The sequence below is a fragment of the Pseudomonas sp. NPDC087615 genome, assembly GCF_044743445.1.
Taxonomy (GTDB): domain Bacteria; phylum Pseudomonadota; class Gammaproteobacteria; order Pseudomonadales; family Pseudomonadaceae; genus Aquipseudomonas; species Aquipseudomonas baetica_A.
In genome coordinates this window covers 1-22,715 of the sequence record NZ_JBIUWM010000022.1, presented here as the reverse complement: position 1 = coordinate 22,715, position 22,715 = coordinate 1, and the positions used below count along the sequence as shown (strand labels likewise).

Sequence of the window (22,715 nt, the reverse complement as noted above, 5' to 3'; positions counted from 1 at the left end):
GGTGAACAGCACGTCGTCGGCGTTGAACTCACGAGTCGGCTTGAAATACGGGGTGGTGTGGAACTTGACGCCTTCACGCAGGTGGAAGGTGTACGTCAGGCCGTCATCGGAAATGTCCCACTTGGTCGCCAGGCCAGGAGTAACGGCGGTGCCGCCGCGCTCGAACTGGGTCAGGCGGTTGAACATGGTTTCGGCTGAGGCGTCGAAGTCGGTTCCGGTGGTGTATTGGCCTGGGTCGAATCCGGCCGGGCTCCCTTCGGAGCAGAACACCAGGTTAGTCGCAGCGGATGCGAATGGTGCGGAGGCTAACAAGCCTGCGCCGACTAAAAACGGAATGACCGCGTGTTTAAGCATGTTGGCCTCATGATTTGTTGTCATTTTTTAGTTGTGAGGTACGACCTCGTGAGTCGTGCCTGCGGATACTTATGCAGGGGCCATACCCATTGCAAGATGCAGAGCGACTGTCGGCCTTAAACCGTGGCACGAACGTACCTTAATGTCGCATATGTGTAAAAGTTGACGCATTTGACCGTTTGCGGGCGATTTTTTCGGTGCAAACGGAGCCCCAAAATGGTGCGCTGGTCACGTTGTGCGCGCCGCCTTGGGGCTTGGTGTTACCTATTTATACCCACACCATAGAAGGGTGTAAGGCCGAATGGGCTAATGCGCAAGTCAGTGACTTCCTTGCGCAGCGGTTGGAACACCGTCGAGTTGGCAATCGGTGTGATCGGTACCTGTTGTTTAAGAATTTGCTGGGCCTGTTGATACAGTTTTACCCGTTGCGACTTGTCGGTGGACACCTTGGCTTGCTGCACGAGTTTGTCGTAGGCCGGGTCACCGTTGTCATCTGTCCAGCCGTAGATCATCGCGTCGTGTTCGCCATTTTTGGCGCGCTTGATGTTCTCACCCCATTCATAGCTGACGATGTTGGCCTTGATCCCGATCTTGTCCCAATCCTGCTGGATCATCTGCGCCGACATTCCTTGAGTTTCTGCAGGCGCACGGCGGCGTCCGGGGTGATTGAGAAGATCAGGTTGTCGAGCTTCACGTCCTCGGTTTTCCAGTAGGCCTTGTTCCTTCCCTGCGGTATTGATCCGGGCGCATCGCCTGCGGTTTGCTGCGCTGCACCTCCTCTCGATGTGCTTGGCTTCGCCAAGCGGTCGCTGCGCTCCCCCCCCCGGATCAATCCCTCCACTCAGCCTGCCGACGGGTCTTTTAAGACCAAGAGCGGTACTCGAGCTTGCGCTCATTGTGTTGAGTGGGGCGGCATGCGCCGCGTGCGGGGTGTGCTTGTCTCCGCTGTAGGCTTCGATCTTTTGCTGTTGCTGTGGGAGCGGCTAGCGATGGCGGCCTGACAACCGACCCATTTCTGGCAGGTGTACTCCGTGCAAACTGTGGGAGCGGGCTTGCTCGCGAAGAGGCCCGTTCAGTCACCCGATTACTTCGGTGTGTTTAGAGATGTGTGAAATCACCAGAACCTTCCCACAAGGTTTTCAGGTTGTCCGTCGGACGTGCGATCTCTAGGCTTTGGTTGTCGCTGAAGGTTCAGCGATCGGGTGTGAGAACCCATAGGAACTGTTAATCCAACATCAGTACCACCATAATTGCCGCCGGCATTTCTGCTGTCTGCAATGTTCTATGGCGGCTGTGTGCGGGCGGACTTCGGTCCGGCCGGGCTTGTTCCTACCGGTTTCTCACCCCGCACACTGCTGCCACCACTCCGTCGCGTGAGAAACGGCAAGTGATTGGCTATTGATTAGGAACATTCCAATGACCAAGCCTGTACCCGATCCACCCGAAGATAAACCAACCCCGCTCGAAGAAGCCCTGCGCGCCGATGACCTCGCCCGAAACCGCGAAGCGATCAAGCGCGCCCTCGATTTCTATCTCTGTCCCGAAACCAGAAAACCGCGCCAACCGAGCACGATGTTTATGGTCTGTCCCAACGTCGACACCGAAAGCCTGCTGGCTCACGCCTGTGAATCACTGGCCTCGGCCAGTGCCGCAGCCAGCAACTTCGCCAATGAGCTTGGCGGCACGCAGCGCAATACGGTGCTGGGTATTCAGCAGATCATCATGCTGGCCGAACTGGCGGTGAACCGGGCGCTGGATCGGGTTGATCCACAAACCTGAGACCGCGTTATCGTTCATCGCTGGCAAGCCAGCTCCCACAGGTTTTTGTGCTGATTTTGAAATCGACGCATGACCTTGTGGGAGCTGGCTTGCCAGCGATGGCGGCGGAGCATTCACCACAAAATCCAGCCACAAAAAAACCGGCGATCATGCTCTGATCGCCGGTTTTTCATTCAGCCCACATCACATCACTGCATCAGCACTTCAATCGAGCCATCAGCGGTCATGCTCACCTGGCTAGTACCTGCTTCAACCTCAGGCGTCACCGGTGCCGAATCCATGCCGGCCGCTTTCATCATCATCGGCGCGCGCATGTAAGGTTGTGGGTAACCGTTAGCGTTGAGGTTCAGGTTGACGATTTTGTAGCCCTTGCCGCCGAGTGCGTCGGTGGCCAGTTGGGCGCGGGCCTTGAAGGCGGTGACGGCTTCTTTGAGCAGGGCGTCTTCGCTGGCTTTGCGGGTCGGGTCGGCGATGGCGAAGTCCATGCCGCCCATTTTCAGGTCGGTCAGCAGTTCGCCGGTGAGTTTGGACAGGGCAGCGAAGTCGGCGCTTTCCAGGCGCAGTTCGGCGCGTTCACGCCAGCCGGTGATTTTCTGGCCTTGGTGTCGTAGATCGGGTAGCTGTTGCGGCTGCCCTGGCGCAGGGTGATGTCTTTGACTTGCTTGGCTTGGGCCAGAGCCTTGTTCATGGTGGTGCTGACGTCGGCGGCGAGTTTGGCCGGGTCGGTGTTTTGCTCTTCCGTGTAGAGGGTCACGATCATGAGGTCGCGGGCCACTTCCTGGCTGACTTCGGCGCGCAGGGAAATCTGGTTGTAGTGCAGCTCATCGGCGGCCAGGGCCGGGAGGCTGGCGATGCTGCCGACGGTCAGGGCGAGAAGGGCGGCGCGGCGGCGAAATGTGTGCATGAAGGCTCCTTGATGAGGGCGCAGGGGTTGGTTCGGGCCTGCGTGAAACCATCAGACTGTAGCTTCTGCGCTCCGGTTCGCCCAGTTACAACTTCTATACAGATGCCCGGGGCTGCTGCGCAGCCATTCGCGAGCAGGCTCGCTCCCACCTTTGAAATGCATTCCTCTATGGGAGCGAGCCTGCTCGCGAAGGCGTTTTTATAGCCGCCGAACATGTTTTCGCCATGTGGTCGTTTGCCGCACTTTCGCCTCTCGAGGGCGCGGCTTGGTTATACTCCGTGCGATCCGCCTGGAGCGCTCATCAGGAGAGCTCATGCTCGCCCCCGTACAACTGACTTCCGCCACTCGCCAGAACCTCTGGCGGCTGACTTTCATCCGCACGCTGGTGCTCGCCGCGCAGGCCGGGTCCGTAGGCTTGGCCTATTGGCTGCAACTGTTGCCGTTGCCGTGGGTGCAACTGGCGATGACGCTTGGCTGTTCGACGCTGCTCTGCGTTTTCACCGCTGTGCGCTTGCGTACTTCGTGGCCGGTGACCGAACTCGAATACGCTCTGCAATTGGCCTGTGATCTGGTGATCCACAGTGCGCTGCTGTATTTCTCCGGTGGTTCGACCAACCCGTTCGTTTCCTATTATCTGGTGCCGCTGACCATTGCTGCGGTGACGCTGCCCTGGCGCTATTCGGTGGTCCTGTCCGGTATCGCACTGGCGCTGTACACCCTGATGCTGACGCGGTTCTACCCGCTGGAAACCTTGCCGATCGCCCGGGAGAACCTGCAGGTCTATGGCATGTGGCTGAGCTTCGCGCTCGCGGCGGCGGTGATCACGTTCTTTGCTGCGCGCATGGCCGAGGAGTTGCGTCGTCAGGAGGAGTTGCGTGCGATTCGTCGCGAGGAAGGTCTGCGCGACCAGCAATTGCTCGCCGTTGCCACCCAGGCCGCCGGCGCCGCTCACGAATTGGGTACGCCGCTGGCGACCATGAGCGTATTGCTCAAAGAGATGCAGCAGGATCATCCCGACCCGATGCTGCAAGACGATCTGAAGGTGCTGCAGGACCAGGTCAAGCTCTGCAAGGAAACCCTGCAACAGTTGGTGCGCGCCGCGGAGGCCAATCGGCGCCTGGCCGTTGAGATGCAGGACGTCACGGTCTGGCTCGACGAAGCGCTGAACCGCTGGCATTTGATGCGTCCGGAGGCCAGTTATCGCTTCCAGCGTCTCGGCCAGGGTGCGGTGCCGCGCATGGCACCGCCGCCGGATCTGACCCAGGCACTGTTGAATCTGCTCAACAATGCCGCCGACGCCTGCCCTGAGAACCTTCAGGTGACGCTGGATTGGGACGCGGAAAACTTGACCATCAGCATTCGGGACCATGGCGCCGGTGTGCCGCTGGCCATCGCCGAGCAGATTGGCAAACCGTTTTTTACCACCAAGGGCAAAGGTTTCGGCCTGGGCCTGTTTTTGAGCAAGGCCAGCGTGACACGCGCCGGCGGCTCAGTGAAACTCTATAGTCATGAGGAAGGCGGCACGCTCACCGAGCTGCGCCTGCCTCACGGTGCCCGAGGAGAGCAAAATGAGTGACGAAATCCAAGTGGAAGGCGAAGAACTGCCGCATTTGCTGCTGGTCGACGACGACGCGACTTTCACCCGAGTCATGGCGCGCGCCATGGCCCGCCGCGGCTTTCGCGTCAGCACTGCCGGTTCCGCCGAGGAAGGCCTGACCATTGCCCAGGCTGACCTGCCGGACTACGCCGCGCTCGATCTGAAAATGGACGGCGACTCCGGGCTGGTATTGCTGCCGAAGTTGCTGGAGCTGGACCCGGAAATGCGCGTGGTGATCCTCACCGGTTATTCGAGCATTGCCACGGCGGTCGAAGCGATCAAGCGCGGCGCCTGCAACTACCTGTGCAAGCCGGCCGATGCCGACGACGTACTCGCCGCGCTGCTCTCCGAACACGCCGACCTCGACAGTCTGGTGCCGGAAAACCCGATGTCGGTCGATCGCCTGCAGTGGGAACACATTCAGCGCGTACTCACCGAGCACGAAGGCAACATCTCCGCCACGGCTCGCGCCTTGGGCATGCACCGCCGCACCCTGCAGCGCAAACTGCAGAAGCGCCCGGTTCGTCGCTGAACCTGCGCTGAACGACTATCGGCAGCCCTCGCGATAAAACGCACCGATCATTTATGATCGGTGCGTGTCTGTTCTCTTCCATATCGAGCCTTATCCATGAATCCGAACGCTGAACATTCCGCGGTCAACGATGCTGTGCGCGGCCAGTTTTTTCGCAAAGTGTGGGCGATGATCACGCCTTACTGGCGCAGTGAAGAGAAGGTAAAGGCCTGGACGCTGCTGATTGCGGTGATAGCGCTCTCGCTGCTCAGCGTAGGGATCTCGGTGTGGTTCAACACCTGGTACAAGGATTTTTACAACGCTTTGCAAAAGAAGGACGAAGCGGCGTTCTGGCATCTGATTCTGTACTTCTGTGTGATCGCGGCCGTTGCGATTGTCGGTGCCGTGTACAGGCAATATCTGACGCAGATGCTGACGATCCGCTGGCGGGCGTGGCTGACCGAAAAGCATTTCTCGCGCTGGCTCGCCGACAAGAATTATTACCAACTGGAGCAGGGCGGTTACACCGATAACCCGGACCAGCGGATTTCCGAAGACCTCAACAATTTCACGTCCAACACCCTTGAACTGGGTATCGGGCTGTTGCGCAATATCGTCAGTCTGGTGTCGTTCTCGATCATTTTGTGGGGCGTATCGGGCAGCATCGAAATCTATGGCATCACCATTCCCGGCTACATGTTCTGGTGCGTGCTGGTTTACGCCGTGGTGGGTAGCTGGCTGACGCATTTGATCGGTCGTCGCTTGATCGGTCTGAACAACCAGCAACAACGCTTTGAAGCTGACCTGCGTTTTTCCATGGTGCGGATTCGCGAGAATGCCGAAAGTATCGCGTTGTACAACGGCGAACCGAACGAGAACCGTCGCTTGAGCAGCCGTTTCGGGATGGTCTGGCATAACTTCTGGGACATCATGAAAGTGTCCAAGCGCCTGACGTTCTTTACCGACGGTTACACCCAGGCCGCCATTATCTTCCCGTTCATCGTTGCTTCGCCGCGTTACCTCGCCGGCAAGATCGAACTGGGCGAGTTGATGCAGATCAGCTCGGCATTCGGCAACGTTCAGGGGAGTTTCAGCTGGTTTATCAACGCGTACCAGAGCCTCGCTTCCTGGCGCGCCACCTGTGATCGTTTGCTGAGTTTCCGGCAGGCGATGACCGACAACGAAGACCGCCCGCCGGCCATTGATGTGCAAAATCAAGGCAGTGAGCTGAAGGTGCATGACCTGGGGCTGGATCTGGCCGACGGTCGTCATCTGTTGACCAGTGCCGACATGACCGTTGAACCGGGCGAGCGCGTCATGCTCAGTGGCCGTTCCGGCAGTGGCAAGTCCACGCTGTTGCGCGCGATGGGGCATTTGTGGCCGGCGGGGCACGGCAATATTCGTCTGCCAGCGGCGCGTTATCTGTTCCTGCCGCAGAAACCCTATCTGCCCATCGGCACCCTGCGCGAAGCGCTGAGTTATCCACAGCCGGGCGATACCTATACGCCGCAGCGTTATGCACAAGTGCTGGAAACCTGTCGGTTGCCGCATCTGGTAGCCCGTGTAGATGAAGCCAATCACTGGCAGCGCATGTTGTCGCCGGGCGAGCAACAGCGCTTGGCCTTCGCCCGCGCGCTGCTCTACGCACCACAATGGCTGTACATGGATGAAGCCACGTCGGCGATGGATGAAGAAGACGAAGCGACGCTGTATCAGGCGCTGATCGATCAATTGCCGGGGTTGAGCATCGTCAGCGTCGGCCATCGCAGCAGCCTGAAACGATTCCACCCACGGCATGTGCGGATCGACGGCGGCCATTTGGTTGAGCAAACCGTAACGGCATGATCACGACACAAATCCCGTGGGAACTGGCAAGCCAACGCCCACAGGATTTGTGGTGTTAACGGAAAGTGATCGTACAACCCGCTTGAGCTATGATGCCAACCAAGCCGAATTTTCGAGACCCGATACAAACCATGGAAAACCTGATCGACACCCCGCGCCTTCCGCGCAAGCGCCGCAGCCTCGCACAGGAATTAGTGACGGTGCTGAGCGAGCAGATCCGTGATGGCCTGCTCAAGCGCGGCGACAAGTTGCCCACCGAGTCGGCGATCATGGAAGCCCATGGCGTCAGCCGCACCGTGGTGCGTGAGGCGATTTCCCGACTGCAAGCGGCCGGGCAAGTGGAAACCCGTCATGGCATCGGCACTTTTGTACTCGATACGCCGAGCCCCAGCGGCTTCCGTATCGACCCGGCCACGGTCGTCACCCTGCGTGATGTGCTGGCTATTCTTGAATTACGCATCAGCCTTGAAGTGGAGTCCGCCGGCCTCGCTGCACAACGCCGCAGCCCCGAGCAACTGGCGACCATGCGCGCTGCCCTCGATGCGCTGAACGATAGCGTGTCCCATGCCAGTGATGCCGTCGCGTCGGACTTTGCCTTTCACCTCGAAATAGCCTTGTCCACTGGCAACCGCTACTTCACCGACATCATGACCCACCTGGGCACCAGCATCATCCCGCGCACGCGGCTGAATTCGGCGCGTCTGGCCCATGATGATCAACAGCACTACATGAATCGCCTGAGCCGCGAGCACGAAGAAATTTATGAGGCGATCGCCCGCCAGGATTCCGATGCGGCTCGTGCGGCCATGCGTCTGCACCTGACCAACAGCCGTGAAAGACTGCGCCAGGCCCATGAAGAGGCGCAGGCGCAGGGGTGATTGCTGTTTAGCGTTCGAGATTCACATGCAGAATGTCGGAGCTCCCGAGATTCTGCCCTCCTCTTGCCACGGTGTAGTGCAGATCGGCAGTGGCTTTTGGAACGAGTTTTTTCTCAAAAACATCTTTGGGAACAGCGAGCACGAGGGGCTTTCCGGCCTGCAAGTCAGTCACTGTGATTTCGGTTTCAAAGCTGTTACCGGTAGACGTTTTTACGTGTAGCGCAACTACGTCGCCGGCAGCCTGGTTTGCGTAAGCGTTTACCACACCGTGGGCTTTTTCCTGCAATTTGCCAACGTGTAGTACCCCGTTCACGGCTTCCTGGAGCTCTGGAGCAGCCAACACTTTTACGTGTGCAGTCATGATCAAATTCCTTTTCACTGTCCCTTCAAGCCGTTGAATGAGCGCAAGTTACGGCTTGGCGCTGTCGGAGCCGGTTCGTTAACTCCTCAGCCATTAAGGCCGAGATCCGAAATGGCTGGCACCTGTAAGAAATACCAGTCCCGACGAACGGTCTATGTCTTTTGAGCGGCGCGCCCGATCAACAGGCACGCCCGGACATCAGGCTTCGATACGCAGCATCAACGGGGCCGAAAACGGCTCCATGCTCGATTCATCCTGAAACTTGTAGCGCAGTTCGATTTCGCAATTCACGTACGTCTTCAGCACTTCCTTTGGAATCTGCAATTCGATGCCCGTCAGTTTTTCCATCTCGTCCTCGGCGTCATCCCAGGCGCCGGTGTCGACTTCTTCGCCAGCCCATTCAGGCTCTTCGGGATCTTCGCCGAGAATGGCGTAGACGCTCCAGTTGGCTGCAAAGTCGCTGGAGTCCGGGACTTCAATGATCAGGTGATCGCTCAGTTCCGATAGGTTCACGGTTGCCGTTTCAGATGAATGAGGCAGAAATTGCGCAAGTGTGGGTGGGACAAAAATCATGAGGGGCGCTCTCCGTGCGTAGTGGGCCGTGATCCATTCACGGCAGTTCTGCACGGTAAGAGACTTTTGCTGGGCGTGTTTTAAACCGTTCATTTCCAGCCATTTCAAAGCCCCCCTGCGGCAGTCCCTACAGGGGGGGGCGGATGTTGTCAGTGGCGCGGCATAATTGAACGGTCGACCCTTACAGCGAGGAGGCCGGCAATGGGGTTGGCATCAAAGGTTGCATAACCTTGGGCATCCACCGTCGCCCGGGCAATTGGCAGGCCTTTGGCCAATAACTCCAGAGGCGCGCCCTTCAGTGATTGGCCCGAGGCCAGTTCCAGTTTCAGTTTGATCGTCATGGTCAATCTCCTTGATTGGTGTTGCCGCTGGGGTGGTAATCCTTGAGCAGCAGGTACGTGCTCCAACCCCACCAGTCGTCGACGGTCGCGGTGTCATTGAGGTTGTTTACATCCTTGCGCCGCAGCACCTTGCTGCCCTGTGTGCGAAACAGCGCCGAGAAATTGTTTGCCGGGTTCAACACAGCCGTCAGATCCGGCAGCCGTTGCAGTGCAGAAAATGTGGACGGAACGGGCATTTTTCCGCTGAGATACGCCGCAAACACTTCGTCCGCCGAGGCTTGCACCGCTTGATTGACCTGCTGGCGGTTGTCGGCGTCGGTGGCTTCGAAGTAGCGCTTGTCGCCGAACGCACGCCATTGATCGCCATAAGCGTTGCGCACGCTGAGGCCGAATTTGCTGTCCTCGTCGTGCATGAAACGCGTAATCAATGAACCCAGATCGCTCGGCGTGACCGCAGCAGCCAACGCCTTGCGTGGCACACGCAGGTGGCCGGAGGAAAACAGGTCGGTGAGGAAGTGGTCGGCAAACGCGTTCATCGCGTAAGCCCGTTCCAGTTGCTGCTCATCGTGATTGGCGTGGGCGGCCATGGCGGTTTGCAAGGCCGCAGTGTGGCCGGCGATGTAGGCCAGTTTTGCCCATTCGCCGAAATGATCAGCATTGTTCGCCGCCAGTTTCAGATAGCGCCCCAGTGGAAACAGCGCCGAGATAAAACTGCCGCCGCCGGTGATTCTGTTCCACTCTTCGGACAACGTATCTCCTAGCGCGTCATAGGCCTCGTGGGGATGTTTACCGTCCTTTATTGCCTGTTTAACCGCGTCGATCTCTTTTTGCATGACCGCGAGAATCTGTGTTGCTTCGGCCCTTGAAGCGGCAGTGACCGCGAGAGAATTGAACGCCGCGTTGAAGCGTTGCAGGCGGTCGACCGGTGTTGCGCCTTCGTTGATCGGCTGATCGACGATGCCGTAGAAGTCGCCGCCCAGCGCCAGCACTTGGCCGTAGGTGAGCACCAAGCCATTGGGCAGATGCAATGGCACGTTTTGCGCGAGGATCGGTTGGGCATCTTCGTTGAAGCGCAGCAGTGTGTTGTCGCCGATGGCCGTGTGTTCAGCGCCCTCGAACCGTGCTTGCAGCTTGCCCTTCAAGGCTTGATCGGGGAGGGCGGTGGCAGGCTCTACATCGCTGTGGGCATCGGCGATGTGCAGCACCAGATGCGGATTTTCGGTGCTGATGTCGATGCCGGATTGAGTAAACAGATCATCAAAACGGGCAATGACCGGTTTGGGTTTTTCCTGGGGTTTCGTTTGTAGACCGGACATTTCTATCTCCTTGATATGTCGTCGGCAGGTTTTATTTGACTGTATGGATGTACAGTAAATTTAACTTTAGTCGAGAAAACTCCTACGTCAAGAATCGATCTTGTCCGACAAAAAAACGTGCCCTGCGATGAAATGCAGTTGACGGTTATTTTTTAAGTTGTACGATGACCTACAACCTCGGCGAAGGCTGAACGGTCCAACCACAACAATATTGCTACCCAGGGTGTTCGAATAATGAATCCACAAGAACTGAAGTCCATCCTCTCCACCGGTCTGCTGTCCTTCCCGGTCACCGATTTCAACGCGCAGGGTGATTTCAACCGCGCGGGCTATATCAAGCGTCTGGAATGGCTGGCCCCTTATGGCGCCTCGGCATTGTTCGCCGCCGGCGGCACCGGTGAGTTCTTCTCCCTGGCCGCCAGCGAATATTCGGAAATCATCAAGACTGCCGTCGACACCTGCGCGACCAGCGTGCCAATCCTCGCTGGCGTTGGCGGTTCGACCCGTCAGGCCATCGAATACGCTCAAGAAGCCGAGCGTCTGGGCGCCAAAGGCCTGTTGCTGCTGCCGCACTACCTGACCGAAGCGAGCCAGGACGGGGTTGCCGCCCACGTTGAAGCGGTGTGCAAATCGGTCAACATCGGGGTGGTCGTCTACAACCGCAACGTCTGCCGCCTGACTGCGCCGCTGCTGGAACGTCTGGCCGAGCGCTGCCCGAATCTGATTGGTTACAAGGACGGTCTGGGTGATATCGAGTTGATGGTGTCGATTCGTCGCCGCCTCGGTGATCGCTTCAGCTACCTGGGTGGTCTGCCGACTGCCGAAGTCTACGCCGCTGCCTACAAGGCGCTGGGCGTGCCGGTTTACTCGTCGGCAGTGTTCAACTTCATTCCGAAAACCGCGATGGATTTCTACCACGCGATTGCCCGCGAAGATCACGCCACCGTCGGCAAGATCATTGACGACTTCTTCCTGCCGTACCTGGACATCCGCAACCGCAAGGCTGGTTATGCCGTGAGCATCGTCAAGGCAGGCGCCAAAATCGCCGGCTATGACGCAGGCCCGGTGCGGGCACCGCTGACCGATCTGACGGGCGAAGAGTACGAAATGCTCGCCGCGCTGATCGACAAGCAAGGTGCGCAATAACACCTGAAAAATGCGAGGCCGCTGAGCAATCAGCGGCTTTTTGCGTGAAGGCTTTTAGTTTTGAGGGCTGCTCTGTGACCAATGCAAAACGCTACGACAACTACATCAACGGTGAATGGGTTGCCGGTGCCGACTACTCGGCCAACATCAACCCGTCCGAGCTGAACGACACCATTGGCGATTACGCCAAGGCTGACCTGACTCAGGTTCACGCCGCCATCGACGCCGCTCGCGCCGCTTTCCCGGCGTGGTCGACCTCGGGGATTCAGGCCCGTCACGATTCGCTGGATAAAGTCGGCACTGAAATTCTCGCCCGCCGCGAAGAACTCGGCACCCTGCTGGCCCGGGAAGAGGGCAAGACCCTGCCCGAAGCCATCGGCGAAGTGACCCGCGCCGGCAATATCTTCAAATTCTTCGCCGGTGAATGCCTGCGTCTGTCCGGCGACTATGTGCCCTCGGTGCGCCCGGGCGTCAACGTCGAGGTCACCCGCGAAGCGCTGGGTGTGGTCGGTCTGATCACACCGTGGAACTTCCCGATTGCGATCCCTGCGTGGAAAATCGCCCCGGCCCTGGCCTACGGCAACTGCGTGGTGCTGAAACCGGCGGATCTGGTGCCGGGCTGCGCCTGGGCGCTGGCCGAAATCATCTCCCGCGCCGGTTTCCCGGCCGGTGTGTTCAACCTGGTGATGGGCAGCGGTCGTGTGGTGGGCGAAGCACTGGTCAACAGCCCGAAAGTCGATGGCATCAGCTTCACCGGTTCGGTCGGCGTCGGGCGGCAGATCGCCGTCAACTGCGTGTCGCGTCAGGCCAAGGTTCAGCTGGAAATGGGCGGCAAGAATCCGCAGATCATTCTCGACGACGCCGACCTCAAGCAAGCGGTCGAGTTGTCGGTGCAGAGCGCGTTCTACTCCACCGGCCAACGTTGCACCGCATCGAGCCGCTTGATCGTTACCGCCGGGATTCACGACAAGTTCGTGGAAGCCATGGCCGAGCGCATGAAGTCGATCAAGGTCGGCCACGCGCTGAAATCCGGCACCGATATTGGCCCCGTCGTCTCGCAAGCGCAGCTTGAACAGGACATGAAGTACATAGATATCGGCCAATCCGAAGGCGCGCGTCTGGTCAGCGGCGGTGGTTTGGTGACGTGCGATACCGAAGGCTACTTCCTCGCCCCGACGCTGTTTGCCGACAGTGAAGCGTCGATGCGTATCAGCCGTGAAGAGATTTTCGGCCCGGTGGCCAACATCGTGCGCGTGGCTGATTACGATGCTGCGCTGGCGATGGCCAATGACACTGAATTCGGTCTGTCGGCGGGCATCGCCACCACGTCGCTCAAGTACGCGAACCATTTCAAGCGCCACTCCCAGGCCGGGATGGTGATGGTCAACCTGCCGACAGCGGGCGTGGATTACCACGTTCCGTTCGGTGGGCGTAAAGGTTCATCCTATGGATCTCGTGAGCAAGGCCGCTATGCGCAAGAGTTTTACACGGTCGTGAAGACCAGCTACATCGGCTCCTGATCTGTGGGAGCTTGCCGGCAAGCGATGGCATCACTGCGGTGTAATTGAAAAACCGAGGTGATTGCATCGCCGGCAGGCCCGCTCCCACAAAAGCAACACCAAAGAAGATTCACCCGCGCATAAAAATAATCAGTGGGAGTACATCTACATGCAATCGTCCAAGCCGACTCGCGTCCGCTATCTGATCCTGCTCATGCTGTTTCTGGTGACCACGATCAACTATGCCGACCGCGCGACTATCGCCATTGCCGGTTCCAGCCTGCAAAAAGACCTCGGTATCGACGCGGTCACCCTCGGTTACATCTTCTCTGCATTCGGTTGGGCCTACGTGGCCGGGCAAATCCCCGGCGGCTGGCTGCTCGATCGCTTCGGCTCAAAAAAAGTCTATGCCCTGAGCATCTTCACCTGGTCGCTGTTCACCGTGCTGCAAGGCTTTGTCGGTGAGTTCGGCATGTCCACGGCCATCGTCGCGCTGTTCATGCTGCGCTTTTTGGTCGGGCTGGCTGAGGCGCCATCGTTCCCCGGCAACGCACGGATTGTGGCGGCGTGGTTCCCGACCGCTGAACGCGGCACTGCTTCGGCGATCTTCAACTCGGCGCAATACTTTGCCACGGTGCTGTTCGCGCCGCTGATGGGCTGGATCGTCTATTCATACGGCTGGGAGCACGTGTTCATTGTGATGGGCGTGTTCGGCATCGTCTTCTCGCTGATCTGGCTGAAGGTTATCCACAGCCCGCGCCAACACCCGATGGCCAACGAAGCGGAAGTAAAGTTCATCGCCGACAACGGCGGCATGGTCGATATGGATCAGAACAAAGGCAAAAAGGCTGATGGCCCGAAGTGGGACTACATCCGCCAATTGCTGACCAACCGCATGATGCTCGGCGTGTACCTGGGCCAGTACTGCATCAACGGCATCACGTACTTCTTTCTGACCTGGTTCCCGGTGTATCTGGTGCAAGAGCGTGGCATGACCATTCTCAAGGCCGGTTTCATTGCGTCGTTGCCAGCAATCTGTGGTTTTATCGGCGGCGTGCTGGGCGGGGTTATTTCCGATCACCTGCTGCGCAAGGGGCATTCACTGACGTTCGCCCGCAAGGCGCCAATCATTGCCGGCCTGTTGGTTTCCAGCAGCATCGTCGCTTGCAACTATGTTGATGTTGAATGGATGGTCGTTGGCTTCATGGCGCTGGCCTTCTTCGGTAAGGGCGTTGGCGCACTGGGCTGGGCGGTGGTGTCCGACACGTCGCCAAAACAGATCGCCGGTCTGAGCGGTGGCCTGTTCAACACCTTCGGCAACATTGCTTCGATCACCACGCCGATCGTGATCGGCTACATCATCAGCTCCACCGGTTCGTTCAAATGGGCGCTGGTGTTCGTCGGTGCCAACGCCTTGGTGGCGGTGTTCAGCTATCTGGTCATCGTCGGCCCGATCAAACGTGTGGTGCTCAAAGAGCCACCCACCCAGGGTGGTTCCGAAACCACGGGTAAATTGTCTCAAGCGAATTCCTGAGGAGCGGCGTCATGCAGTTGATTGAACATTCCGACTCGCCGCGCTACATCCGCCTGCACGAGCGGGACAATGTAGTGATTGTGGTCAATGACCAAGGGGTACCGGCCGGTACTGAATTTCCGGATGGCCTGGTGACGGTGGATTTTGTGCCGCAGAGCCACAAGGTCACGCTGCAAGACATTCCCGAGGGCGGGCAAGTGATTCGCTACGGCCAGATCATTGGCTACGCATTGCAGCCGATCCCCCGTGGCAGTTGGGTCAAGGAAGATCAACTGCGCATGCCGACTGCGCCGCCGCTGGACAGTTTGCCGCTGTCCACCGAGGTGCCGGACGCTCAGGCGCCGCTGGAAGGTTTCACTTTCGAGGGGTATCGCAACGCTGACGGCACCGTCGGCACGCGCAATATCCTCGGGATCACCACCACCGTGCAATGCGTGACCGGCGTGCTTGATCACGCGGTGAAACGCATCAAGGATGAGCTGCTGCCCAAGTACCCGCACGTCGATGACGTGGTCGCACTGACCCACAGTTACGGCTGCGGCGTGGCGATCACCGCCACCGACGCGTACATCCCGATTCGCACGGTGCGCAATCTGGCGCGCAACCCGAACCTGGGGGGCGAGGCGTTGGTGATCAGCCTGGGTTGCGAGAAATTGCAGGCCGGGCAGGTGATGCATGAGGACGATGCGTCGGTGGATCTCAGCGAGCCGTGGCTGTATCGCTTGCAGGATTCCAGTCACGGTTTCACCGAAATGATCGAGCAGATCATGGCGCTGGCCGAAGTCCGTCTGAAGAAGCTCGATCAGCGCCGCCGCGAAACCGTGCCGGCGTCCGAGCTGATCCTCGGCATGCAGTGCGGCGGCAGCGATGCGTTCTCCGGCATCACCGCTAACCCGGCGCTGGGGTATGCCTCGGACTTGCTGCTGCGGGCGGGGGCGACGGTGATGTTTTCTGAAGTCACCGAAGTGCGCGATGCGATTTATCTGCTGACGTCTCGGGCCAAGACCAAGGCGATCGCCGAGGAACTGGTCCGCGAGATGGACTGGTACGACCGGTATCTGGCCAAGGGTGAAGCAGATCGCAGCGCCAATACCACGCCGGGCAACAAGAAGGGCGGGTTGTCGAACATTGTCGAGAAGTCCTTGGGCTCGATCGTCAAATCCGGCAGCAGCGCGATCAATGGCGTGCTTGGCCCGGGTGAGCGCTTCAAGCACAAGGGTTTGATTTTCTGTGCGACACCGGCCAGCGATTTTGTCTGCGGCACATTGCAGTTGGCGGCAGGGATGAACCTGCATGTGTTCACCACTGGGCGCGGCACGCCTTATGGGCTGGCGATGGCGCCGGTGGTGAAGGTCTCGACGCGTACCGAGTTGGCGCAGCGCTGGCCTGACCTCATCGACATCGACGCCGGGCGGATTGCCACCGGGCGAGCGACGATCGAGGAACTGGGTTGGGAGTTGTTCCACTACTACCTGGATGTGGCGAGCGGCAAGCAGCAAACGTGGGCGGAGAAACACAAGCTGCACAACGACATTACGTTGTTCAATCCGGCGCCGATTACCTGAGACCGCGTCATCGTTCTTTGCGAGCAAGCCCGCTCCCACAGGGAAACGCAGTTCAAATGTGGGAGCGGGCTTGCTCGCGAAGAGTGACTCACAGACGCCGGAGAACTTGTGGCTTATCATTAGGCCCCTAACGACGCTCACCCAAGGCTCTGCGGCATGCTGGCTATTTTCCTCGAAACCCTGAACATCACCGCGCCGGTATTTGCCATGCTGTTTCTCGGTGTGCTGCTCAAGCGCATCGACTGGATCAACGACAACTTCATCCATACAGCGTCGGCACTGGTGTTCAATGTTTCCATGCCGGCGTTGCTGTTCCTCGGCATTCTGCATGCTGACCTGCACGCCGCATTGCAACCGGCGTTGCTGATTTACTTCTCGCTCGCCACCCTTGTCTGCTTCGCCATTGCCTGGGGCTGGGCGATTTTCAGATGCCCGCGCGAAGATCGCGGCATCTATACCCAAGGCGCGTTTCGCGGCAATAACGGCGTCATCGGTCTGGCGCTCGCCGCCAGCATGTACGGCGACTACGGGATTTCCGTCGGGGCGATTCTCGCCGCGCTGGTGATTCTGTTTTACAACACGCTCTCGACCATTGTGCTGGCGGTGTACAGCCCGGTGATCAAGTCCGATCCATGGAGCATCTGTAAAAGCGTGTTCAGCAATCCGCTGATCATCAGCGTGATTGCGGCGGCACCGTTTGCCTATTTCAAGATCAGTCTGCCGGGATGGCTGGAAACCTCGGGTCAGTATCTGGCGCAGACCACCTTGCCGCTGGCGTTGATCTGTATTGGCGGCACGCTATCGCTGGCGGCGTTGCGCAAGAGCGGCAGCATGGCGCTGAGTTCGAGTCTGGTGAAAATGATCAGTCTGCCACTGCTGGCAACGGTCGGTGCCTGGCTGTGGGGTTTTCGCGGGCCGGAGTTGGGGATTCTGTTTCTCTATTTTGGCAGCCCGACGGCGGCGGCCAGTTTTGTCATGGCCCGGGCGGCGCAGGGCAATCATGAACTCGCGGCGGCGATTATCGTGCTGACCACGTTGATGGCCGCGGTGACCACCAATCTCGGGATCTTCATCTTGCAGTGGGGTGGGTGGATCTGACCTGAGATTCAAGGGGTGTTGAGCAACATAGAATCTCCCACATTTGCACTGCATGCCCCTGTGGGAGCGGGCTTGCTCTCGAAGACGTCAGTCCAGTCACTCAGGTTTCCGGTAACTGTCGATCACTTCCTGCGCCGCCCGAAACGCATCAATCGCCGCCGGCACGCCGGCATACACCGCGCAATGCAGCAACGCCTCGCGTATCTCTTCCACTGTGCAGCCATTGTTCAACGCGCCGCGTACGTGACCTTTCAACTCTTGTGGGCACTTCAGTGCAGTCAACGCGGCCAGCGTAATCAAGCTGCGGGTTTTCAGCGGCAGCCCTTCGCGATTCCACACGCCACCCCAGGCATGCTCATTGACGAAATCCTGCAACGGTTGGGTGAACTCGGTGGCGTTGCCCAGCGCGCGATCAACGAACGCATCGCCCATTACCTGGCGGCGGATTTCAACCCCGGATTGCTTCGAATCGGTCACGGCACATCCCTCTTGTGGTGTTGGCGGCGCCAGGCGCGTATCGACGTGAACAGCAGAAACGTCAGCAGCGTCGGCAAGACATAAAACAGCATCAGCCGCTCGAGTTTGCCGGCCAGCGGCATGCCAGTGGTGAACGACACCACGTGCAGTCCGTACGCCAGATACAAGCCGAGCAGCAACAGACCTTCGGCGCGGGTCACCCGGTAGCCGGAATAGAACACTGGCAGGCTCAGCACGGCGACGCCGAGCATCACCGGCAGGTCGAAATCCAGCGCGTTGGGTGAGACCGACAACGGTGTCGGTGCGATCAATGCGGTGATGCCAAGCACACCAAGCAAGTTGAACAGGTTGGCGCCGATCACGTTGCCTACGGCGATGTCCCGTTGCCCGCGCAATGCCGCGATCAGCGACGTGGCGAGTTCCGGCAGCGAGGTGCCTACGGCAACCACCGTCAGACCAATGACACGTTCGGAAAAACCAAGATCGGTCGCCACCACAACAGCAGCGCCCAACAGCAGGTGCCCGGCGAACACCAGCATCGCCAGACCGACGAGGATCATCAGCGAACTGCCGATCCAGGACGTCTGCGTTGCTTCGCCGTGTTCCGAGTGCGGTCGTGTCGAATGCCGTGACTGGCGCAGCAGTAAACCCAGGTAAAGCGCCAGTGCGGTCAGTAGCAGGAAACCGTCGAAACGACCGATTTCCTCATTCCAGGCCAGGACGAACACCAGCAGACAGGCGCCGATCATCAGCGGAATGTCCAGGCGCACCAGTTGTCGCGACACGCGCAGCGGAATGATCAGCGCCGACAAACCGAGGGTCACGAGGATGTTGAAGATGCTGCTGCCGACCACACTGCCGACGGCAATGTCAGGGTTGTGTGCCAGCGCGGCTTGCAGGCTCACCGCCATCTGCGGTGCGCTGCTGCCCAGGGCAACAAGGGTCAGACCGATGATCAGTGGCCGTACATTCAGTCGCGCGGCCAGGCGCACGGCTGCACGCACCATCAGTTCGGCGCCGAAGATCAGCAGGCACAGCCCGGCAAGCAGTTCGATCACGCTGATCAGTGGTAGATCGGTCAGTCCGAAAATGGTCGGCACTCCATCAGTCGTCGAGGGCCTGCACGCGAACCCGTGCGGTGCCGCTGCGCAGCATACCGAGTTGTTCGGCCGCCTCGCGAGACACATCGATCAACCGCCCACGGGTATGCGGGCCGCGATCATTGATGCGCACTACGACTGATTCATCGTTTTTCAGGTTGGTGACCTTCACCCGCGTGCCGAAGGGGAGCTGGCGATGGGCGGCGGTCAGGGCATTCTGGTTGAACGGCTCGCCACTGGCGGTCCGTTTACCGTGGTGCCTGGCACCGTAATAGGAGGCGACGCCGGTCTGGTCGTAACCGTGCGGGTCGATGATGTCGGTGCTGGCGCAACCGGCCAGTAAAGAGAGCAGGGCGCAGGCGCCGAGCAGGTGTTTCATTCGAAAGCTCCCAATTAACAATGTGGGAGCGAGCCTGCTCGCGAAGAGGCCATCACATTCAATATCTCTATTGGATGTCATGACGCTTTCGCGAGCAGGCTCGCTCCCACAGGGATCGGAGCCAGGCTTTGGCTCTGGCTCCATTGTGGTCAGCCTTCGAGCTTGCTTTTCAGCAGTTCGTTCACTTGCTGCGGGTTGGCCTTGCCCTTGGAGGCTTTCATGGCCTGACCGACGAAGAAGCCAAACATCTTGCCGCGCTTGGCTTCGTCTGCCGCGCGGTATTGCTCGACCTGCTCGGCGTTGGCCGCGAGCATTTCGTCCAGCACTGCCGAGATCGCGCCGCTGTCGGTCACTTGCTTGAGGCCGCGCTTTTCGATGATCTCGTCAGCGCTGCCTTCACCGTTGGCCATCGCTTCGAACACTACCTTGGCGATTTTGCCGGAGATGGTGTTGTCCTTGATGCGCTGCAACATGCAGCCCAACAGCTCAGCGGAAACCGGCGACTCGTCGATGTCCAGGCCTTGTTTGTTGAGCAGGCTGCCCAACTCGACCATCACCCAGTTCGCCGCCAGTTTGGCGTCGCCGCCGATGGCTGCAACTTTCTCGAAGTAGTCCGCTTGCTCACGGCTGGTGGCCAGCACGTTGGCGTCGTAGGCCGACAGACCGAACTGGCTCTGGAAGCGCTCGCGTTTTTGCGGTGGCAGTTCCGGCAGGGTGGCGCGCACCTCGCCGAGGAACGACTCTTCGATGATCACCGGCAGCAGATCCGGATCGGGGAAGTAACGGTAGTCGTTGGCTTCCTCTTTCGAACGCATCGGACGGGTCTCGTCCTTGTTCGGATCGTACAGGCGGGTCTGCTGGATCACTTTGCCGCCGTCTTCGATCAGCTCGATCTGACGCTGGATCTCGGAGTTGATCGCCTTCTCGATGAAACGGAACGAGTTGACGTTCTTGATCTCGCAGCGCGTGCCGAACTCAACCTGACCTTTCGGACGGATCGACACGTTGCAGTCGCAACGCAGCGAACCTTCGGCCATGTTGCCGTCGCAGATGCCCAGATAACGCACCAGCGCGTGGATCGCCTTGACGTAAGCCACGGCTTCCTTGGCGCTGCGCATGTCCGGCTCGGAAACGATTTCCAGCAGCGGCGTGCCGGCACGGTTCAGGTCGATACCGGTGGCACCGTTGAACTCTTCGTGCAGGCTCTTGCCGGCGTCTTCTTCCAGGTGCGCGCGGGTGATGCCGACACGTTTGACCGTGCCGTCTTCCAGCGCGATGTCCAGATGGCCCTTGCCGACGATCGGCAATTCCATCTGGCTGATCTGGTAGCCCTTCGGCAGGTCAGGGTAGAAGTAGTTTTTACGCGCGAACACGTTGTGCTGACCGATCTCGGCGTCAATCGCCAGACCAAACATCACGGCCATGCGCACAGCTTCCTGGTTCAGCACCGGCAATACGCCGGGCATGCCCAGGTCGATCAGGCTGGCCTGCGTGTTCGGCTCGGAGCCAAACGTGGTGGAACTACCGGAAAAGATTTTCGACCGGGTAGTGAGCTGAGTGTGAATCTCCAGCCCGATCACGACTTCCCATTGCATGTGTGTCTCCTCAGAAGCCGGTTGGGGTGCGAGTGTGCCAGTCGGTGTTCAACTGATACTGGTGCGCAACGTTGAGCAAACGGCCTTCCTGGAAATACGGCGCGAGCAACTGCACGCCCACCGGCAGACCGTCGACAAAACCGGCTGGCATCGACAGGCCCGGCAGGCCCGCGAGGTTGGCGGTGATGGTGTAGACGTCTTCCAGATAAGCCGCGACCGGGTCGCTGTTCTTGGCGCCAAGCTTCCAGGCCGGGTTCGGCGTGGTTGGGCCGAGGATGATGTCGACCTCGTTGAAGGCCGCCATGAAATCGTTCTTCACCAGGCGACGGATCTTCTGCGCTTTGAGGTAGTAGGCGTCGTAGTAACCGGCGGACAGCGCGTAGGCACCGACCATGATCCGGCGCTGCACTTCGGTACCGAAACCTTCGCCACGGGAGCGCTTGTACAGATCGATCAGGTCTTTCGGGTGCTCGCAACGGTGGCCGAAACGCACGCCGTCGAAACGCGACAGGTTGGAGGAGGCCTCTGCCGGCGCGATCACGTAGTACGCAGGAATCGCGTGCTGCATGTTCGGCAGGCTGATTTCCTTGATCACGGCACCGAGCTTCTGCAGCTCTTTAATGCTGTTCTGGATCAGCTCGGCAATGCGCGGGTCGAGACCGGCGCTGAAGTATTCCTTCGGCACGCCGATGCGCAGGCCTTGCAGCGACGTATTGAGGCTGGCGGAGTAATCCGGCACGGGCTCATCGATGCTGGTGGAGTCGTTCTGATCGAAGCCGGCCATACCTTGCAACAAAATTGCGCAGTCTTCGGCGGTGCGCGCCAACGGGCCGCCCTGATCGAGGCTGGAAGCGTAAGCGATCATGCCCCAGCGCGAAACGCGGCCGTAGGTCGGCTTCAGGCCCGTGAGGTTGGTGAATGCGGCTGGCTGACGGATCGAACCACCCGTGTCAGTGGCAGTCGCCGCTGGCAGCAGACGAGCGGCAACCGCCGCCGCCGAACCACCGGACGAACCGCCCGGCACGTGTTCCAGGTTCCACGGGTTTTTCACCGCGCCGTACCAGCTCGACTCGTTGGCCGAACCCATGGCGAATTCGTCCATGTTGGTCTTGCCCAGGGTCACGGCGCCGGCAGCCGCCAGTTTCGCAACCACGGTGGCGTCATACGGGGCCTTGAAGTTGTCGAGCATCTTCGAGCCGCAGCTGGTGCGAATGCCTTGGGTGCAGAACAGGTCTTTGTGGGCGATCGGCGCGCCGAGCAGGGCGCCGCTCTCACCGTTGGCCCGTCGCATATCGGCGGCTTTCGCCTGCTCGAGGGCCAGCTCTTCGGTGAGGCTGATGAAACTGTTGAGCTGCGGATCGAGCTGGGTGATACGCGCCAGCAGGACTTTGGTCAGCTCTTCGGAGGAAAACTTTTTATCGGCGAGACCGCGGGCGATCTCGGCCAGAGTCATTTGATGCATTGCAGGCTCTTTCCCTTTAGTCGATGACTTTCGGAACCAGATACAGGCCGTTTTCGACCGCTGGTGCGATGGACTGATAGGCCTCGCGATGATTGCTTTCAGTCACGACGTCGGCGCGCAAGCGCTGACTGGCTTCCAGCGGGTGGGCCAAAGGCTCGATACCGTCGGTATTGACGGCCTGCATTTCGTCGACCAGCCCGAGAATGCTGTTGAGGGCGGAAGTAATGTGCGGAAGATCGGCATCATTAAGGCCAAGACAGGCCAGATGAGCGATTTTTTCCACGTCGGAGCGTTCTAGCGCCATCGGGATTCTCCAGTGGAAAACAGAACGGACGGCGTCCGTGTGTTAGATTGTCGGAACACTAGGGCTCTTCTACGGGCTTAAGGCCGGGATTGTGGGG

21 protein-coding genes and 3 pseudogenes (1 of these 24 running past the window's edge) are annotated in these 22,715 nt (G+C 59.4%); 10 read left to right on the top strand and 14 right to left on the bottom strand.

The window, feature by feature from the left end; translation table 11 throughout:
* The 3 genes and pseudogenes from ACIOU6_RS13090 to ACIOU6_RS13080 all read right to left on the bottom strand — a co-directional run.
* Positions 1-354: pseudogene (locus ACIOU6_RS13090) on the bottom strand (ABC transporter substrate-binding protein); it reaches 1,283 nt to the left of the window's first position.
* A 260-nt stretch (positions 355-614) separates the two neighbouring features.
* Positions 615-1,007: pseudogene (locus tag ACIOU6_RS13085) on the bottom strand (ABC transporter substrate-binding protein); the annotation flags it as partial.
* Positions 965-1,156 (bottom strand): hypothetical protein, encoded by a 192-nt coding sequence (locus ACIOU6_RS13080; protein ID WP_401136878.1) that lies wholly within the window; start codon positions 1,154-1,156, stop codon positions 965-967. The pseudogene ACIOU6_RS13085 and the gene ACIOU6_RS13080, both read right to left, overlap by 43 nt.
* 614 nt (positions 1,157-1,770) lie before the next feature.
* Between ACIOU6_RS13080 and ACIOU6_RS13075 the strand changes: the two genes are divergently transcribed.
* Positions 1,771-2,133 carry a DUF6124 family protein gene (locus ACIOU6_RS13075; RefSeq protein ID WP_401136760.1) on the top strand — a complete coding sequence of 121 codons (363 nt, stop codon included), beginning with the start codon at positions 1,771-1,773 and terminating at the stop codon, positions 2,131-2,133.
* Between the two features lie 188 nt (positions 2,134-2,321).
* Here ACIOU6_RS13075 and ACIOU6_RS13070 read toward each other — a convergent pair.
* Positions 2,322-3,037: pseudogene (locus tag ACIOU6_RS13070) on the bottom strand (SIMPL domain-containing protein).
* 313 nt (positions 3,038-3,350) lie between these two features.
* Between ACIOU6_RS13070 and ACIOU6_RS13065 the strand changes: the two are divergent.
* The 4 genes from ACIOU6_RS13065 to ACIOU6_RS13050 all read left to right on the top strand — a co-directional run bounded on the left by ACIOU6_RS13065 (position 3,351) and on the right by ACIOU6_RS13050 (position 7,868).
* Positions 3,351-4,613: an ATP-binding protein gene (locus ACIOU6_RS13065; protein ID WP_221730062.1), complete on the top strand. Its 1,263-nt coding sequence runs from the start codon at positions 3,351-3,353 to the stop codon at positions 4,611-4,613.
* Positions 4,606-5,166, top strand: coding sequence for a response regulator transcription factor (locus ACIOU6_RS13060; RefSeq protein ID WP_003221630.1), 561 nt, complete (start codon positions 4,606-4,608; stop codon positions 5,164-5,166). The genes ACIOU6_RS13065 and ACIOU6_RS13060 overlap by 8 nt, the downstream gene beginning before the upstream one ends.
* A 96-nt stretch (positions 5,167-5,262) precedes the next feature.
* Positions 5,263-6,990: an ABC transporter ATP-binding protein/permease gene (locus ACIOU6_RS13055; protein WP_401136758.1), complete on the top strand. Its 1,728-nt coding sequence runs from the start codon at positions 5,263-5,265 to the stop codon at positions 6,988-6,990.
* A gap of 131 nt (positions 6,991-7,121) precedes the next feature.
* Positions 7,122-7,868: a FadR/GntR family transcriptional regulator gene (locus ACIOU6_RS13050; protein ID WP_221730060.1), complete on the top strand. Its 747-nt coding sequence runs from the start codon at positions 7,122-7,124 to the stop codon at positions 7,866-7,868.
* 7 nt (positions 7,869-7,875) lie between these two features.
* On the opposite strand, the gene ACIOU6_RS13045 is transcribed toward ACIOU6_RS13050, so the two are convergent.
* From ACIOU6_RS13045 to ACIOU6_RS13030, 4 genes are all read right to left on the bottom strand, one after another.
* Positions 7,876-8,229, bottom strand: a complete 354-nt coding sequence (locus tag ACIOU6_RS13045; protein WP_221730059.1) for a hypothetical protein — start codon at positions 8,227-8,229, stop codon at positions 7,876-7,878.
* 198 nt (positions 8,230-8,427) lie between these two features.
* Complete coding sequence (locus ACIOU6_RS13040) at positions 8,428-8,742, bottom strand: hypothetical protein (RefSeq protein ID WP_311775940.1); 315 nt, start codon at positions 8,740-8,742, stop codon at positions 8,428-8,430.
* Positions 8,743-8,951: 209 nt separating this feature from the next.
* Complete coding sequence (locus ACIOU6_RS13035) at positions 8,952-9,143, bottom strand: hypothetical protein (protein ID WP_339494030.1); 192 nt, start codon at positions 9,141-9,143, stop codon at positions 8,952-8,954.
* Between the two features lie 2 nt (positions 9,144-9,145).
* Positions 9,146-10,459: a phospholipase gene (locus ACIOU6_RS13030; protein WP_401136753.1), complete on the bottom strand. Its 1,314-nt coding sequence runs from the start codon at positions 10,457-10,459 to the stop codon at positions 9,146-9,148.
* A 234-nt stretch (positions 10,460-10,693) separates the two neighbouring features.
* Between ACIOU6_RS13030 and kdgD the strand changes: the two genes are divergently transcribed.
* The 5 genes from kdgD to ACIOU6_RS13005 all read left to right on the top strand — a co-directional run bounded on the left by kdgD (position 10,694) and on the right by ACIOU6_RS13005 (position 17,301).
* Positions 10,694-11,605 carry a 5-dehydro-4-deoxyglucarate dehydratase gene (gene kdgD, locus ACIOU6_RS13025; protein WP_221730055.1) on the top strand — a complete coding sequence of 304 codons (912 nt, stop codon included), beginning with the start codon at positions 10,694-10,696 and terminating at the stop codon, positions 11,603-11,605.
* 74 nt (positions 11,606-11,679) lie between these two features.
* The gene (locus ACIOU6_RS13020) at positions 11,680-13,125 is read left to right on the top strand and encodes an aldehyde dehydrogenase family protein (protein ID WP_401136750.1); all 1,446 of its coding nucleotides are present in this window, start codon (positions 11,680-11,682) and stop codon (positions 13,123-13,125) included.
* 61 nt (positions 13,126-13,186) lie between these two features.
* Positions 13,187-14,638 (top strand): MFS transporter, encoded by a 1,452-nt coding sequence (locus ACIOU6_RS13015; protein WP_401136748.1) that lies wholly within the window; start codon positions 13,187-13,189, stop codon positions 14,636-14,638.
* Between the two features lie 11 nt (positions 14,639-14,649).
* The gene (garD, locus tag ACIOU6_RS13010) at positions 14,650-16,203 is read left to right on the top strand and encodes a galactarate dehydratase (RefSeq protein ID WP_221730052.1); all 1,554 of its coding nucleotides are present in this window, start codon (positions 14,650-14,652) and stop codon (positions 16,201-16,203) included.
* 156 nt (positions 16,204-16,359) lie between these two features.
* Entirely contained in the window at positions 16,360-17,301 is a 942-nt protein-coding gene (locus tag ACIOU6_RS13005) for an AEC family transporter (protein ID WP_221730051.1), read from the top strand.
* Between the two features lie 96 nt (positions 17,302-17,397).
* On the opposite strand, the gene ACIOU6_RS13000 is transcribed toward ACIOU6_RS13005, so the two are convergent.
* The 6 genes from ACIOU6_RS13000 to gatC form a co-directional block, all read right to left on the bottom strand.
* Complete coding sequence (locus tag ACIOU6_RS13000) at positions 17,398-17,733, bottom strand: carboxymuconolactone decarboxylase family protein (RefSeq protein ID WP_260455539.1); 336 nt, start codon at positions 17,731-17,733, stop codon at positions 17,398-17,400.
* 41 nt (positions 17,734-17,774) lie between these two features.
* A complete protein-coding gene (locus ACIOU6_RS12995) occupies positions 17,775-18,836 on the bottom strand; it encodes a calcium/sodium antiporter (RefSeq protein ID WP_401136868.1) in 1,062 nt (353 codons plus the stop codon).
* Between the two features lie 46 nt (positions 18,837-18,882).
* Positions 18,883-19,257: a septal ring lytic transglycosylase RlpA family protein gene (locus ACIOU6_RS12990; protein ID WP_339494025.1), complete on the bottom strand. Its 375-nt coding sequence runs from the start codon at positions 19,255-19,257 to the stop codon at positions 18,883-18,885.
* A gap of 149 nt (positions 19,258-19,406) precedes the next feature.
* Positions 19,407-20,852, bottom strand: a complete 1,446-nt coding sequence (gene gatB, locus ACIOU6_RS12985; RefSeq protein ID WP_401136744.1) for an Asp-tRNA(Asn)/Glu-tRNA(Gln) amidotransferase subunit GatB — start codon at positions 20,850-20,852, stop codon at positions 19,407-19,409.
* A gap of 10 nt (positions 20,853-20,862) precedes the next feature.
* Positions 20,863-22,314, bottom strand: coding sequence for an Asp-tRNA(Asn)/Glu-tRNA(Gln) amidotransferase subunit GatA (gene gatA, locus ACIOU6_RS12980; protein WP_221730048.1), 1,452 nt, complete (start codon positions 22,312-22,314; stop codon positions 20,863-20,865).
* 16 nt (positions 22,315-22,330) lie between these two features.
* Positions 22,331-22,618 carry an Asp-tRNA(Asn)/Glu-tRNA(Gln) amidotransferase subunit GatC gene (gatC, locus tag ACIOU6_RS12975; RefSeq protein ID WP_007915356.1) on the bottom strand — a complete coding sequence of 96 codons (288 nt, stop codon included), beginning with the start codon at positions 22,616-22,618 and terminating at the stop codon, positions 22,331-22,333.
* Between the last annotated feature and the right edge of the window lie 97 nt (positions 22,619-22,715).

Coding starts and splice junctions, on each gene's coding strand:
- ACIOU6_RS13055 (WP_401136758.1), top strand. CDS start 5,263: ATGAATCCGAACGCTGAACATTCCGCGGTCAACGATGCTGTGCGCGGC.
- gatA (WP_221730048.1), bottom strand. CDS start 22,314: ATGCATCAAATGACTCTGGCCGAGATCGCCCGCGGTCTCGCCGATAAA.
- ACIOU6_RS13075 (WP_401136760.1), top strand. CDS start 1,771: ATGACCAAGCCTGTACCCGATCCACCCGAAGATAAACCAACCCCGCTC.
- ACIOU6_RS13005 (WP_221730051.1), top strand. CDS start 16,360: ATGCTGGCTATTTTCCTCGAAACCCTGAACATCACCGCGCCGGTATTT.
- ACIOU6_RS13030 (WP_401136753.1), bottom strand. CDS start 10,459: ATGTCCGGTCTACAAACGAAACCCCAGGAAAAACCCAAACCGGTCATT.
- ACIOU6_RS13050 (WP_221730060.1), top strand. CDS start 7,122: ATGGAAAACCTGATCGACACCCCGCGCCTTCCGCGCAAGCGCCGCAGC.
- garD (WP_221730052.1), top strand. CDS start 14,650: ATGCAGTTGATTGAACATTCCGACTCGCCGCGCTACATCCGCCTGCAC.
- ACIOU6_RS12990 (WP_339494025.1), bottom strand. CDS start 19,257: ATGAAACACCTGCTCGGCGCCTGCGCCCTGCTCTCTTTACTGGCCGGT.
- ACIOU6_RS13000 (WP_260455539.1), bottom strand. CDS start 17,733: ATGGGCGATGCGTTCGTTGATCGCGCGCTGGGCAACGCCACCGAGTTC.
- ACIOU6_RS13065 (WP_221730062.1), top strand. CDS start 3,351: ATGCTCGCCCCCGTACAACTGACTTCCGCCACTCGCCAGAACCTCTGG.
- kdgD (WP_221730055.1), top strand. CDS start 10,694: ATGAATCCACAAGAACTGAAGTCCATCCTCTCCACCGGTCTGCTGTCC.
- ACIOU6_RS13060 (WP_003221630.1), top strand. CDS start 4,606: ATGAGTGACGAAATCCAAGTGGAAGGCGAAGAACTGCCGCATTTGCTG.
- gatC (WP_007915356.1), bottom strand. CDS start 22,618: ATGGCGCTAGAACGCTCCGACGTGGAAAAAATCGCTCATCTGGCCTGT.
- ACIOU6_RS13035 (WP_339494030.1), bottom strand. CDS start 9,143: ATGACGATCAAACTGAAACTGGAACTGGCCTCGGGCCAATCACTGAAG.
- gatB (WP_401136744.1), bottom strand. CDS start 20,852: ATGCAATGGGAAGTCGTGATCGGGCTGGAGATTCACACTCAGCTCACT.
- ACIOU6_RS13045 (WP_221730059.1), bottom strand. CDS start 8,229: ATGACTGCACACGTAAAAGTGTTGGCTGCTCCAGAGCTCCAGGAAGCC.